Source organism: Bradyrhizobium sp. UFLA05-108 (assembly GCF_059803455.1).
Map to the genome: position 1 here is coordinate 35,014 of NZ_JBANAZ010000073.1, position 12,332 is coordinate 47,345.

Sequence of the window (12,332 nt, forward strand, 5' to 3'; positions counted from 1 at the left end):
ATGCAAAGCAGAGCCTGATAGCTGATACCAGCTCAATGGCTGCGACGAGTTGAGGGCGCAATCGAATGCGCGATCTCAGGAATTCCACCTAAATGACTGATCTAATTCGATATAAAAACATTCCATAATATACCTTATGCGAATTGCGGATATGGGTGCGCAGATCAGGCCGGACAATTCCGCGGCTACCCGGAACCCTGCTCCCGGCTCACAATCCGCGACCGATCAGCGACCATCCGACGACTGTTAATCGGGTGGTCGCTGCAACGAACACAGGCGATCCAAACCCGCGCTTCAATGGGAGGTCCATCATGCAGGAGCACGTCGCCCGCGGATCTGAGTCCCGCGCCATTCCATTCGATGCCGCCAAGCTCGACCGTCTGATGGAGGCCGCCGGCCTCGACGTCCTGATCGTGACCTCAAAGCACAACGTGCAGTACCTGCTCGGGGCCGAGCGCGCGATCTTCTTCGACTACATGGATGCGATGGGCGTCAGCCGATATCTGCCGGTCCTGGTCTATCCCAAGGGCGCGCCCGGCAAGGCCATCTATGTCGGGCATCGTCTGGAGACCCATCAACGCGCCGTGGCGCCGCCCTGGGTGTCGCAGCTCCGGACCGAGTCGAGCGGCTCGGTCGACGCCGTCACCTGCGCCGTTAACGTCCTGAAGGACGCTGGTGTGCCGGTGAAGCGGGTCGGGGTCGAGATGGCGTTCCTGCCGATGGACGCAGGGAGGGCGCTTGCCGACGCCCTGCCCGGTGCCGAGCTCAAGGACGCGCTTTTCGTGCTGGAGCGCTTGCGTGCGGTCAAGTCGGCGGCGGAGCTTGCCGAGCTCAAGACGGCATCGGAGCTCGTCATCGCCTCCATGCTGGAGGTGATTTCGAAGCACGGTCCGGGCACGACCAAGCGGCAGCTGTCCGACGCCTTGCGCGTCGCGGAGGTGCAGCGCGGGCTGACCTTTGAGTATTGCCTGCTTGCCTGCGGCAACAGCCACAACCGGGCGCCGTCGCCGCAGCGCTGGGAGCAAGGCGACGTGCTCTCGCTTGACTCGGGTGGAAACTACCATGGTTATATCGGCGACCTCGCCCGCATGGCCGTGCTGGGCGAGCCGGACGCCGAGTTGAAGGACTTGCTGGCCGAGATCGAGGTCGTCCAGCGCGCTGCCTTTGCCGCCGTGCGGCCTGGCGCGCTTGGCGGCGCCATCTATGCCGCGGCCGAGCAAGAGTTGGCCAAGATCAGCCAACGTGACTGCACGGACTTCCTGGCTCATGGCATGGGCCTCGTCAGCCACGAGGCCCCTCGCCTGACCGCCAAGGGACCGGTTCCCTACGATGATCCCGACGCACGGCTGCCGCTGGAGCCCGGCATGGTGGTGTCGATCGAGACCACGATGAAGCATCCCAGGCGTGGCTTCATCAAGCTCGAGGATACCGTCGCGGTGACGCCGACGGGCTACGAGATTTTTGGCGAGGGCGGCCGCGGCTGGAATCTCGGTGGGACGCTTTAACGGCGTCGCTCCGATATCCGTCAGCTCTGCTGCTGATGCCGGTAATCCCGTGGGGACAGTCCAACGCGCTGGCGAAAATTGCGATTGAATTCGAGAGGTCGCCGGGCCCTCAGGCATGAGGGCCGCGCATCTTGCCTGGCGGCAACCTTCGGAGCAGACTGCCTGCAACCAAAAATGGCATCGAGAGGAGACGCTGATGCAGGGTTTCGCGCGCGCCGTGGCGACCGTTGTCGCCCTGCTAGCGTTGTCGGTGCCGGCGCGTGCGGACCGCTGGATCGCGAGTTGGACAGGCTCGGCTCAGGGGCCCTATCCGGCAGGGAATGCGACGGCGCAGCCCGAGCTCCGATTTGCCTTCCCCTCTCCGGAGCTGGGCGCTCGGGATCAGAGCTTTCGCCTCGTCGTTCGGCCTGATGTGTGGGGAGGCCAGACCCGCATTCGGCTGTCGAACGTGTTTGGAACACGGCCGGTGACATTCGATGACGTATTCGTCGGCTTGCAGCAGAGCGGCGCCGCCATTGTCGAGGGCACCAATGTTGCGGCTCGGTTCGGCGGCAAGCCCCTCATCACGATCCCTGCGGGCGAAAGCGTTGTCTCCGATCCCGTCACGCTCGGGTTTGTCGGCCCCTCCACCGCGGCGCTGCTCAGAGGCCGGAAGCTTGCAGTCAGCTTTCACGTGGCCGGAGAGAGTGGTCCGATGACGTGGCACGCAAAGGCGCTGACCACATCCTATCTGACCGCGCCCGGCGATGGTTCCAGGAGCAGCGAGATCGCCGAGGCCGGCTTCCCATTCTCGACTACCTCTTGGTACTTTCTGGATGAGGTCGACATGAGTGTCGCCGATGGCACCCAATTGATCGTCGCCTTCGGCGACTCAATCACGGACGGCACCGGGACCACGATCAACGGCGATGACCGCTGGCCAGACGTCCTGTCGCGCCGCTTGCATGCGCGTTTCGGTGACGAATACGTCGTCGTCAATCAGGGCATCGGTGGCAACCAGGTCGCAGGCCCGTCGGATTATTCCCCGGACAAGCCGTTTGCGGGCGGCCCTTCGGCAATCTCGCGGCTCGACCGTGACGTCATCAGCCTGCCGGGCGTCGCTGCGGTGATCTGGATGGAAGGCATCAACGACTTCGGGGCGGCCGATGCGGCCGTGAAGACGGTAGAGGACGGCTATTCCAGCGGCGTCGCGCGGCTGCGCGAGCGCATCCCCGGCGTGACGATCGTTGCCGCGACCCTGACATCGGCGCTGCACAGCATCATCGTGACGCATGGCCGCGAGGAGGTCGATGCCAAGCGCAAGACGCTCAACGAGTTCCTGCGCACGAGCAAGATTTTCGACGGCGTCGTCGATTTCGACGCGGTGACGTTCGATGCCGCGACCGGCGAGATCAAGGCCGCGATGCAGCCCAATTCATCGACGGGTGGACCGGGCGACAAGCTCCACCCCAACCGCGCAGGATATGCCGCGATGGGCACTGCGATCGAACTGGAGATGATCACGGCGCGTAAATAGTGCTTCCGTCGGTCATGCTTTCAGGAGCGCCCACGCATTTTTCGGCGAGACGCGCACCAAGACTATCGCAACGGCAATAGCTCGATCTGGCTCTGCGCCTTCTTGATGGCCGTTGCGAACCAGCTTTGGTTTGGGGCCGCCTTGGCGAAGCACGCCGTGTATGCGGTCATCGCGTGGTCCTCGCGGGCCATATCGCCCCGCGGGTCCTTCTTGTTGAGGGGCTTTGCCATCATCTGTTTCCAGACCTGCTCGCAGGCCGGGATCTCTGCCGTCTTCACGGCGTCGCGGACCGCGACGAAAAAGACATTCTCGCCCTGGATCACGACCACGTCGATTTCGCTAGGCAGCCCCTTGATCTCGCCATTGCCGCGCAGGCCCAGCACGGCGATCGCGATACTCGCCGCTGCAGGCTTGGTGATCGGCAGCTCCGCATATTTGGCGAAGGCGGCGTCCTGGATGGCAGCATAGTAGAACTCTTCCGATTTGAACGCGGCGTCGATCTCCTGCGGCATGCTGTCTTTGCGGTGATCGCCGAGCCAGTGCTTGAGCAGCCCCGTGGTCGTCACCACGACGTTCGTCTTGTCGCCTTCGCTCCTGAAAACGAGCCCGTCGAGATGGCCGAAGCCGATGTCGTCCTTGTACAGCGTGTCGACGTTGGAGGTTGCCTCGGCGGGAAGCCCCTTGATCGTCACAGGTCCGATAAGGCCGCGCAGCACCTCAGACAGCTCCTTGATTGCTGCGTCGTGCTGCTTGTTGGTTTCGTCGTTTTCGGGAGCCTTGGCGAATTTTGCGATGTAGCGATCACGCAGATCAAGGTAGTGCTGCTCTGGAGAAGCCGCACGCGCGTTGGTGGCGAGTATGAGCAGGCAGACGAGGCTAAGCCATTTCATGAGGGTCCCGCGGAGGTAAGGGCTGTCTCCCTTTGTGCCCGGATTCCGCGGGAAGGTTCATCGGCGGAGAAGAAGCTGGCCTCGCAGCGTTAGGGCTGATGACCCAATTTCACGATCATTTTCGGGTGACGTTCACTCAAGGCCCTCAACGCAAGCAAGCTCTTCCGTTCCTCTTCCCGGTCGAATGTAAAACTCCCAGGTTCGACGCTGTGCTCCCAGCCCCAGCGCGTGTGGCAAGCGTCGCCAGTGAGGAGCACCGGACCTGTCGGCGTTCGGGCGAGATAGGAAACATGGCCCGCCGTGTGTCCGGGAGTCAGGATTGCGAACAACGAGCCGTCACCGAAGACATCGATCACCCCTTTGAAAGTCCCGTCCGGATCCTTGGTAAACTGAAATTCCTGTATGGCTGGCCGGCCCTCAAAGAAGGCGTTTTCCATCCCCTCGACGAAGACGTTCTCGAACTTCTTCTCCCCGGCCTCTCCAGGACCTGTATAGAACGGCACATCGTTCGGAATGTCCGGCATCCCGGAGATATGATCGAGATGAAGATGGGTCATGAGCACCCCTTTGAGGCGAGCCGCTTCCGATTTGATGATCGACAGAGGGTCTTGCCGGACTTGCATCTTGTCGAGCTTTGCGAAGTTCCGCACCACCCATCCGACCCCCAAGCTCTTGGGGTCCTCGACAAACCGCTTCGAAACACCGGTGTCGACCATATAGAATCCTTCGGTCGGATGTTTCACAAGATGGGTGTAGATCTGGATCGGCTCCTCGTGATCCGTGAGCCCTGCCTGCACGGCTTGGGGGTCCTTCAGATTGAGCAGCCCCGATAGATCGGCGACCCAATCCGCGCTGGCAACCGTCTCAACCTCGATGGGGCCCGGCTTATCAATCAGCGCTTCCATGGCCGACGAGCTGACAGGCTTGCCGAGACCGGCATGCTGCGTTGGATGGGATGTCTGTGCGCATGCGGAAAGCGCGACAATGGCAAGGGCGCCAATGAAAAGGAGTCCTGATTTGCGGAGCATGATTGTCTTCCTCGTTTCTGCTGCCGCTTTTGCCCTGGACCGATAGAATAGCAATCGCCTAAGTTCCTATGTTGCCATACATAATTGGATAGCTCCGGCTGAGCCTGAGGAGTGAACGTGGACCTGCAATGGGATGACCTCCGCATTTTTCTGGCCATTTGCGACGCCGGGAGCTTGAGTGGCGCGGCGCGACGCCTCAAAGTCAGCCAACCCACTTTGAGCCGCAGGATCGCAGAGATGGAGTACGGACTCGGCGAGCCGCTTTTCGTCCGCAAGAGCCAGGGCATCGCCTTGACAAAAGCAGGTACGGGGCTGCTTCCCGCCGCGCAAGGCATGGCGCAATGGGCGACCGAAGCCAATCGCTCACTCGATGCGAAGAACTCGCCCGTGAGCGGCCGCGTGCGCATCACGGCGGCCCCCTCGTTCGCTTTCGATTTCCTGGCGCCGATCGCGGAGAAGCTCAAGAGAAAGCATCCACAGATCACGCTCGAAGTTCTGGCCAGCACGCAACGCTTGAATCTCTCGCTCGGCGAGGCGGACATCGCACTCAGGAGACATCCGTCCGATGATCCTGATCTGATCACGGTCGATGAAGTTGTCGTTCCGATCGGCGCGTATGCGAGCAGGGATTACGCACGCAGACTGCCCGCGAAATACGATTTCCGCGACCTCGACTGGATCGCATGGGCGGGAGAGCGTGAGATGACGAGCCCGAATCCGGAGCTAGCGGCCAGGATCGCGGACTTTCGTCCCGCTTTCACGTCCGACGATTACAGCGTACAGGTCGCGGCCTGCCAGGCAGGCGTCGGTGCGATGATCCTTCTGAAGACGTCCCATCGACTCAGGCGACCGGGCGAACTCGTCGAGCTCAAGCTCGAGCTTCCAGCCTCGCTCCGCGCAGAACTCGCTATCATCTGCCACAAGCGCATGGCGGATCTCCCCAAAGTCAGAACCGTCGTGGACCTGCTCAGGCAAGAATTCGCTGATCTGAGGAAGGACCAAGAGAGGCCCAAAGGCGCGAAGGAACTTCGACAGGCGCCGGCAATGATCCCAGGTCAGGCAAGAACCAGGAAGAAAGCGCCACCCGCCCTCTCCTCGCGCGGGCGCTAGCGACGGCCGCCGACCTCGTCGATCCGGCGCAGTATGTCGGCGGGATCGTCATAGACGCGGAAGGCGCCGGATTGGCGCAGCTCGTCCGGCCCGTAGCCGCCGCTCAAGAGGCCGACGCCCAGCGCGCGGCAGCGGACGGCCGCCATCATGTCCCAGACGCTGTCGCCGACCACGACCGCCGTCTCGATCGGCGCATTGAGCCGCGCCGCGGCAGCGAGAAACAAATCGGGATCGGGCTTTGCATATTTGACCTGGTCGCGCGTCACCACGGGCGTGCGTTGCGGATCGACGCCGAGCGAAGCGAGGTTCACGGCCGCGGTCTCCATCCGGCCGCTGGTTGCGATCGCCCATGGGATTTTCGCTTCCGACAGCCATTGCAGCAATTCACGCGCGCCCGGCAGCGGACGATCTGGCCTGCCTGCTGCTGGTAGGATGCCGCGTGCGCGCGGCGCAGCCGGTCGATGCGCTCCTCGCTGATCTCCACCCCGATCTCGCGCAGAAGCTGGTTGGTGAAGAGACCACCGCTCATGCCGATCTTGCGATGGATGCGCCAGACCGAGAGCTCGATGCCCTCGGCATCCAGCGCGTGCTTCCAGGCGAGTACGTGCTGATAGACGCTGTCGACCAGCGTGCCGTCGAGGTCAAACAGGAAGGCCGGTTCGATGCGCATGCAAGCTCTCCATCTGATCGTAGCGGCGGAGCGCCCTCGCCTCCGCCACGACATGGAAGCATACGATCGAGACGATAGCTTGTTCCTTTTGGCGTCAGCGATGCCGCAGCCGGCGATTGACCCGCTGCGCCAGGTAGTCGCCAGCGGACTGGACCGCCTGCACCAGCGCAATCAGCACGACCACGACGGCGAGCATCATCTCCGGCATGAAGCGCTGGTAGCCGTAGCGGATTCCGAGATCGCCAAGCCCGCCTCCTCCGACCGCGCCGACCATCGCGGAGTAGCCGAGCAGGCTGACGACCGCGAGCGTGAGAGCGAGGACGAGGCCGGGCAGCGCCTCGGGGATCAGCACCTTGAACACGATCTGGAGCGGCGAGGCGCCGAACGAGGACGCCGTCTCGATCAGGCCGGCATCGACCTCGCGGATCGCGGCTTCGACGAGTCTTGCGATGAACGGCGTCGACGCAATCGTCAGCGGCACGATCGCCGCCGTCGATCCGATCGACGTGCCCGCGACGAGCCGCGTGAACGGAATGATCGCGACCACCAGGATGATGAACGGCGTCGAGCGCGTCGCGTTGACGACCATGCCGAGCACGGCATTGACCGCAGGCGCGGCGAACAGCTCGCCCTTGCGGCTGGTCGCCAGGAACACGCCGATTGGCAGTCCGAAGACGGTGCCGAGCAGTGCGGCGATCGAGACCATGAACAGGCTTTCGCCGGTTGCCTGGACGATGAGATTGATCATTTCAGGCGACATGGCCGAGACGCTCCGAATTGAATTGATGCTGCGCGAGCCAGGCCAGCACCTGCTGTGCCGCCCCCTCGCCGCCTGGAATTCCGATCGTCAGCGAACCGACATGCTGGCCGCCGATCTCGTCGATGCGCGCCGCGAGCAGCGCCACGTCGATGCCAACTTCGCGCGCGAGCCGCGCGACGAGCGTATCGCCCGCGCCCGTGCCGCGCACCTGGACGCGGATCACGGCCTGCCCGCCCGCAACCGGCTGCGCCGTGAGGCGCGAGGCCAGCGACACCGGCAGGCTGTCGCCAACCACCTCCGCGATGAAGGATTGCGTAATGGGATGCGCAGGCTTGGTGAAGATGTCGGCGACGTGGCCGCGCTCGACGATGTGGCCGGCATCGATCACGACCACCTCCTTCGCGAGCTGCCGCACCACGGACATCTCATGCGTGATCAGCACGATGGTTACGCCGAGCTCGCGATTGATGTTCGCGAGCAGATCGAGGATCGCGCGCGTGGTCTGCGGATCCAGTGCCGAGGTCGCCTCATCCGACAGCAGCACGTTAGGGCGCGTCGCGAGCGCCCGTGCAATGCCGACGCGCTGCTTCTGGCCGCCGGAGAGCTCCGAGGGATATCGGTCGGCCTTGTCGGCGATGTCGACGAGCGCGAGCAACTCGGCAACACGCGCCTTGATCTCGGCCTTCGGCCAGCCGGCTATTTCCAGCGGCAGCGCGATGTTGTCGGCGGCAGTGCGCGAGGACAACAGGTTGAAGTGCTGGAAGATCATTCCGATCGAGCGCTGCGCGAGCCGCAAGCTCCGGCCGGCGAGCACGGAGATGTCGCGGCCGTCGACCACGACGCGGCCGGTGGTCGGCTTCTCCAGCCCGTTGATCAGGCGCACCAGGCTCGACTTGCCTGCGCCTGAACGGCCGATCACGCCGGTGATCGATCCGCGCGCAATGGCGAAGTCGATGTCCTGCAAGGCATGGACGCCCGGCTTGTCGCGATAGGCCGGATAGATCTTCGAGATGCCTTCGAACCGGACCATGGCGTCGGGCGCATCGCCCGGCGAAATCGCTGCGTGTGCCCCGATCGGTTCCCCGACCGCGAGCGCTTGATGTGCATTCATTCGAAAATCTCTCATTCGCAAGACATCGCCGGCTCGAGCAGCCAGGCGAGGCCGCAGCGGTGGTTGGCGTCAGGCGAGCGGAATTGCCGGACTGCGCGCTGCGTTGCAGCAAGGACAATCGTCCGATCCGGTCCGTCTTGCAATCGCAGATATTCGGGCCGTGCTAGGCAAAGCTTTCCCGATTTCTCTCCGTCGGAGAAAAACTCGTTCGCGCTCTGTCCTAGCCTCCGCGGAGCTGCAACCACGGCAGCACGATCACGAGCAGGCCGGCAAAATAGATCAGCCCGAAGATCAGGCCAAAGCTCCAGAACTGGCCTTTGCCGATATAGCCGCTGCCGAAATACATCGGCGCCGGCCCGGTGGCGTAAGGCGAGATCACGCCCATCAGGCCCAGCGAATACATGCAGAGCATCGCAAGCGTCGTGACCGGAAGCCCGGCGATGCCGGAGCCCACCGCCAGCACCACCGGCAGCACGGCCGCCGCGTGCGAGGTGATGCTCGAGAAGAAATAGTGGATCCAGAAGAACAGCGCGACCAGCATGATCATCGCCGTTGACGGCGACAGCACGGCGAGCGGCTTTGCATATTCGTTCGCGAACCATTTGATGAAGCCGATCTCGTTCAGGCCCGAGGCCAGCGTCAGCAGCGAGGTGAAATAAAAGAACACCTCCCAGGCGCTCTTCTCGCTGACGATGTCGTTGAACTCGACGATGCCGGTGACCAGCATCAGGGAGATCACGATGAACACAACCGTGGTGGCGTTGATGAAGTTTGAGCCGAGGATGGGCAGGCTGATGTCGGGCGTCGATCCCGTGATCCACAGGAACATCGCGAGCACGATCAGGCCCAGCATGATCCATTCGTGGCGCGACATCGGCCCCATCGTCGCCAGCTCCCTGCTGGCCCATTCGGAGATCTCGGGGCTCCGCTTCACCTCGGGACGGCAGATGGCATAGCTCAGAAGCGGCACCAGCAGCATCAGGAGGATGCCGAGCGGCGCAAAGCCGATGAACCACTGCGCCCAGCTTACGTCGATGCCTGCGGTCCTCTTGGCGATGGCGAGCGCCGCGGCATTGGGCGCAAGCGCGGTGAAGAACAACGAGCTCGTGACGGCGGTCGCCGCGAACGCGGTCCACATCACATAGGTGCCGATCTTGCCAGCGGTCGGGCCGGGCTCGGAGCCGTAGATACGCGGAATGTTGCTGATGATGGGATAGACGATGCCGCCGCTACGCGCCGTGTTCGAGGGCGTTGCCGGTGCCAGCAGGAAATCCGACATCGCGACCGCATAGCCGAGCCCGAGCGTGTTGCCCCCTAGGCTGCGTACCAGCACGAGCGCGATGCGCCGGCCAAGCTGGCTCTTGCGGTAGCCGATCGAGAACACGAACGCACCGACGATCAGCCACACCGTGCTCTCGGCAAAGCCCGCCAGCATCCAGCGCAGCGATTTCGTCGGATCGGGGTCGATGTAGCCACTGATACCGGCGACCGTCAGCCCGATCAGGCCGACGGCGCCGACCGGCATCGACTCCAGGATGAGACCGGTGATGACGGCCGCGAACACCGCGAAATAGTGCCACTGATTGGCGTTGAGACCTTGCGGCACCGGCCACAGGTAGATCGCAAGCCACACCACGAGCGGGGCGTACAGCTTCCAGCGAAATGCCTTCGCCTCCGGTGCCTTCGCGCCGACCACCTTCGCGTCATCCGGCGTTGAGTCTGCCTTCATGAGCTCTCCCCCTCAATTCCCGTGGCATTGTACCGGCTCGTTGACCGAGGCTCAGCCGGCCCCACGGGGCCGTGCACGGATAGTACAATGCGATCAATGGCCGCGCGAGGCCAGCCTGCCGGCGAGGTCACAAACACGTGGCGTCATCCGGTTCGCGGGGTCTCGACAGGCTCGGACCGAAGCGCCTATCTTGCCGGGCATGAGCAGCGAACACGACCACCATCATCACGATCATGACCATTCGGAACTCTCCGAAACCGAGCTGCGGGTGCGCGCGCTCGAGAGCATTTTGACCGAAAAAGGCTACGTCGATCCGGCCGCGCTGGATGCGATCATCCAGGCCTTCGAGACCAGGATCGGCCCGCACAACGGCGCGCGCGTCGTCGCCAAGGCCTGGACTGATCCCGCCTTCAAAGAGGTCCTGCTGGAGGACGGCAGCAAGGCGATCGGCATGCTCGGCCATGTCAGCCGCGTCGGCGATCACCTGGTCGTGGTCGAGAATACGCCCGAACGCCACAACATGGTCGTGTGCACGCTGTGCTCCTGTTACCCCTGGGAAATGCTGGGGCTGCCGCCGGTCTGGTACAAGGCTGCGCCCTATCGTTCGCGTGCGGTGAAGGATCCGCGCGGCGTGCTCGCCGATTTCGGCGTGACGGTGCCGAAGGAGACGGAAATCAGGGTCTGGGACTCGACCGCCGAAACGCGCTTCCTGGTGCTGCCAATGCGGCCCGAGGGCACGGAAGGCTGGAGCGAAGCGCAGCTCGCCGAGCTCGTGACGCGCGATTCCATGATCGGCACCGGCTTTGCGAAGACGCCGGGAGCGCCGTCATGAACGGCGTGCACGACATGGGGGGCATGGACGGGTTCGGCAAGGTCGAGCCCGAGCCGAACGAGCCGACCTTCCACGCGGACTGGGAAGCCCGCGTCCTCGCCATGGTGCGCGCGATGGGCGGCGCCGGAGCCTTCAACATCGACACCTCGCGCTTCTATCGCGAGACCCTGCCGCCGCACGTCTATCTCTCGAGCTCCTATTACCAGAAATGGTTTTTGGGGCTCGAGGAGATGCTGCTCGACAAGGGCTATATCGCGAAGGAGGACGTCGCGGCTGGCCATGCGGTGACGCCGGCAAAGCCGCTTAGGAATGGCAAGTTCGAGGTCGACGATCTCGAGCGGATCATGGTGCGCGGCAAGTTCGCCCGCCCCGCCCCAGTGCCGGCGCGTTTCAATATCGGCGATCGCGTGCGCGCGAAGAACATCCATCCGGCGACGCATACACGGCTGCCGCGCTATGTGCGCGGCCATGTTGGCGTGGTCGAGCGCAACCATGGCTGCCAGGTGTTTCCGGATTCGGCCGCGATGGAATTGGGCGAAAATCCGCAATGGCTCTACACGGTGGTGTTCGAGGGGCGGGATCTCTGGGGCGCGGATGGCGATCCGACCTCGAAGATCTCGATCGATGCGTTCGAGCCCTATCTGGATCCGGCGTGATGAGTACCGCCGCCGCTGCGAGAGCGACTGCGGCCGTCCCAAGCATTCCCCGAGATGACGACGGTCCGGTGTTCCGCGCGCCCTGGGAGGCGCAGGCCTTCGCGATGGCGCTGACATTGCACGAGCGCGGCGTCTTCACCTGGAGCGAATGGGCCTCAGCGCTCGCAGAGGAGATCAGGCGCGCCCAGGCTGCGGGCGATCCCGACACCGGCGAGACCTACTATCTGCACTGGCTTGCCACGCTGGAAAAACTGGTCGCCACCAAGGGCGTCACCTCGACGGAAACCCTGCACCGCTACCGCAATGCCTGGGATCACGCCGCCGACCGCACGCCACACGGCCAGCCGATCGTGCTCAGGGCGGAGGATTTCGGCTAGTCGCCCCAACCCACTGTCTTTCCCCGCGAAAGCGGGGAATCCAGTACGCCGCGGCTCCTCCGTATCCCACAACCGCCTCTGGAATACTTGTATGGGCTTGGTCAAGGATGAGTGGTTGTTAGATCATTTCAGATCATCTCCTTGTTCG

At 63.6% G+C, this 12,332-nt stretch carries 11 protein-coding genes and 1 pseudogene; 6 read left to right on the forward strand and 6 right to left on the reverse strand.

Annotated features, from left to right (window positions below; all coding sequences use genetic code 11):
• The first annotated feature begins 311 nt into the window (after window positions 1–311).
• Both SO140_RS37130 and SO140_RS37135 read left to right on the forward strand, forming a co-directional pair.
• Entirely contained in the window at window positions 312–1,505 is a 1,194-nt protein-coding gene (locus SO140_RS37130) for a M24 family metallopeptidase (RefSeq protein WP_498543816.1), read from the forward strand.
• A 196-nt stretch (window positions 1,506–1,701) separates the two neighbouring features.
• Entirely contained in the window at window positions 1,702–3,021 is a 1,320-nt protein-coding gene (locus SO140_RS37135) for a GDSL-type esterase/lipase family protein (RefSeq protein ID WP_498543817.1), read from the forward strand.
• A gap of 62 nt (window positions 3,022–3,083) precedes the next feature.
• Here the strand turns inward: SO140_RS37135 and SO140_RS37140 are convergent, their stop codons facing one another.
• Together SO140_RS37140 and SO140_RS37145 are read right to left on the reverse strand one after the other, a co-directional pair.
• A complete protein-coding gene (locus SO140_RS37140) occupies window positions 3,084–3,911 on the reverse strand; it encodes a hypothetical protein (protein ID WP_449382568.1) in 828 nt (275 codons plus the stop codon).
• 89 nt (window positions 3,912–4,000) lie between these two features.
• Window positions 4,001–4,939 (reverse strand): MBL fold metallo-hydrolase, encoded by a 939-nt coding sequence (locus SO140_RS37145; RefSeq protein WP_449382567.1) that lies wholly within the window; start codon window positions 4,937–4,939, stop codon window positions 4,001–4,003.
• 117 nt (window positions 4,940–5,056) lie between these two features.
• Between SO140_RS37145 and SO140_RS37150 the strand changes: the two genes are divergently transcribed.
• Window positions 5,057–6,049 (forward strand): LysR family transcriptional regulator, encoded by a 993-nt coding sequence (locus tag SO140_RS37150; RefSeq protein ID WP_449382566.1) that lies wholly within the window; start codon window positions 5,057–5,059, stop codon window positions 6,047–6,049.
• Here SO140_RS37150 and SO140_RS37155 read toward each other — a convergent pair.
• The 4 genes and pseudogenes from SO140_RS37155 to SO140_RS37170 form a co-directional block, all read right to left on the reverse strand.
• Window positions 6,046–6,719: pseudogene (locus SO140_RS37155) on the reverse strand (HAD family hydrolase). The gene SO140_RS37150 and the pseudogene SO140_RS37155 sit on opposite strands and share 4 nt — an antisense overlap.
• A gap of 94 nt (window positions 6,720–6,813) precedes the next feature.
• Window positions 6,814–7,479, reverse strand: a complete 666-nt coding sequence (locus SO140_RS37160; RefSeq protein ID WP_449382564.1) for a methionine ABC transporter permease — start codon at window positions 7,477–7,479, stop codon at window positions 6,814–6,816.
• Entirely contained in the window at window positions 7,469–8,590 is a 1,122-nt protein-coding gene (locus SO140_RS37165) for a methionine ABC transporter ATP-binding protein (protein WP_449382563.1), read from the reverse strand. Before SO140_RS37165 ends, SO140_RS37160 begins: the two co-directional genes overlap by 11 nt.
• Before the next feature lie 220 nt (window positions 8,591–8,810).
• Window positions 8,811–10,319, reverse strand: a complete 1,509-nt coding sequence (locus SO140_RS37170) for a DASS family sodium-coupled anion symporter (protein ID WP_449382562.1) — start codon at window positions 10,317–10,319, stop codon at window positions 8,811–8,813.
• A 199-nt stretch (window positions 10,320–10,518) separates the two neighbouring features.
• Here SO140_RS37170 and nthA point away from each other — a divergent pair, with 199 nt between their 5' ends.
• Genes nthA through SO140_RS37185 form a run of 3 tightly spaced genes read left to right on the forward strand, consistent with a single transcriptional unit; the run spans window position 10,519 to window position 12,184 of the window.
• Window positions 10,519–11,151, forward strand: a complete 633-nt coding sequence (gene nthA, locus SO140_RS37175; RefSeq protein WP_449382561.1) for a nitrile hydratase subunit alpha — start codon at window positions 10,519–10,521, stop codon at window positions 11,149–11,151.
• Window positions 11,148–11,807: a nitrile hydratase subunit beta gene (nthB, locus tag SO140_RS37180; protein ID WP_498541085.1), complete on the forward strand. Its 660-nt coding sequence runs from the start codon at window positions 11,148–11,150 to the stop codon at window positions 11,805–11,807. Before nthA ends, nthB begins: the two co-directional genes overlap by 4 nt.
• Complete coding sequence (locus SO140_RS37185; protein WP_449382559.1) at window positions 11,807–12,184, forward strand: nitrile hydratase accessory protein; 378 nt, start codon at window positions 11,807–11,809, stop codon at window positions 12,182–12,184. The genes nthB and SO140_RS37185 overlap by 1 nt, the downstream gene beginning before the upstream one ends.
• Window positions 12,185–12,332: the final 148 nt, after the last annotated feature.

Excerpts from the sequence above, each read along its gene's own strand:
- SO140_RS37140 (WP_449382568.1), bottom strand. The coding sequence starts at position 3,911 with ATGAAATGGCTTAGCCTCGTCTGCCTGCTCATACTCGCCACCAACGCG.
- SO140_RS37160 (WP_449382564.1), bottom strand. The coding sequence starts at position 7,479 with ATGTCGCCTGAAATGATCAATCTCATCGTCCAGGCAACCGGCGAAAGC.
- SO140_RS37130 (WP_498543816.1), top strand. The coding sequence starts at position 312 with ATGCAGGAGCACGTCGCCCGCGGATCTGAGTCCCGCGCCATTCCATTC.
- nthA (WP_449382561.1), top strand. The coding sequence starts at position 10,519 with ATGAGCAGCGAACACGACCACCATCATCACGATCATGACCATTCGGAA.
- SO140_RS37165 (WP_449382563.1), bottom strand. The coding sequence starts at position 8,590 with ATGAATGCACATCAAGCGCTCGCGGTCGGGGAACCGATCGGGGCACAC.
- SO140_RS37185 (WP_449382559.1), top strand. The coding sequence starts at position 11,807 with ATGAGTACCGCCGCCGCTGCGAGAGCGACTGCGGCCGTCCCAAGCATT.
- SO140_RS37170 (WP_449382562.1), bottom strand. The coding sequence starts at position 10,319 with ATGAAGGCAGACTCAACGCCGGATGACGCGAAGGTGGTCGGCGCGAAG.
- SO140_RS37135 (WP_498543817.1), top strand. The coding sequence starts at position 1,702 with ATGCAGGGTTTCGCGCGCGCCGTGGCGACCGTTGTCGCCCTGCTAGCG.
- nthB (WP_498541085.1), top strand. The coding sequence starts at position 11,148 with ATGAACGGCGTGCACGACATGGGGGGCATGGACGGGTTCGGCAAGGTC.
- SO140_RS37145 (WP_449382567.1), bottom strand. The coding sequence starts at position 4,939 with ATGCTCCGCAAATCAGGACTCCTTTTCATTGGCGCCCTTGCCATTGTC.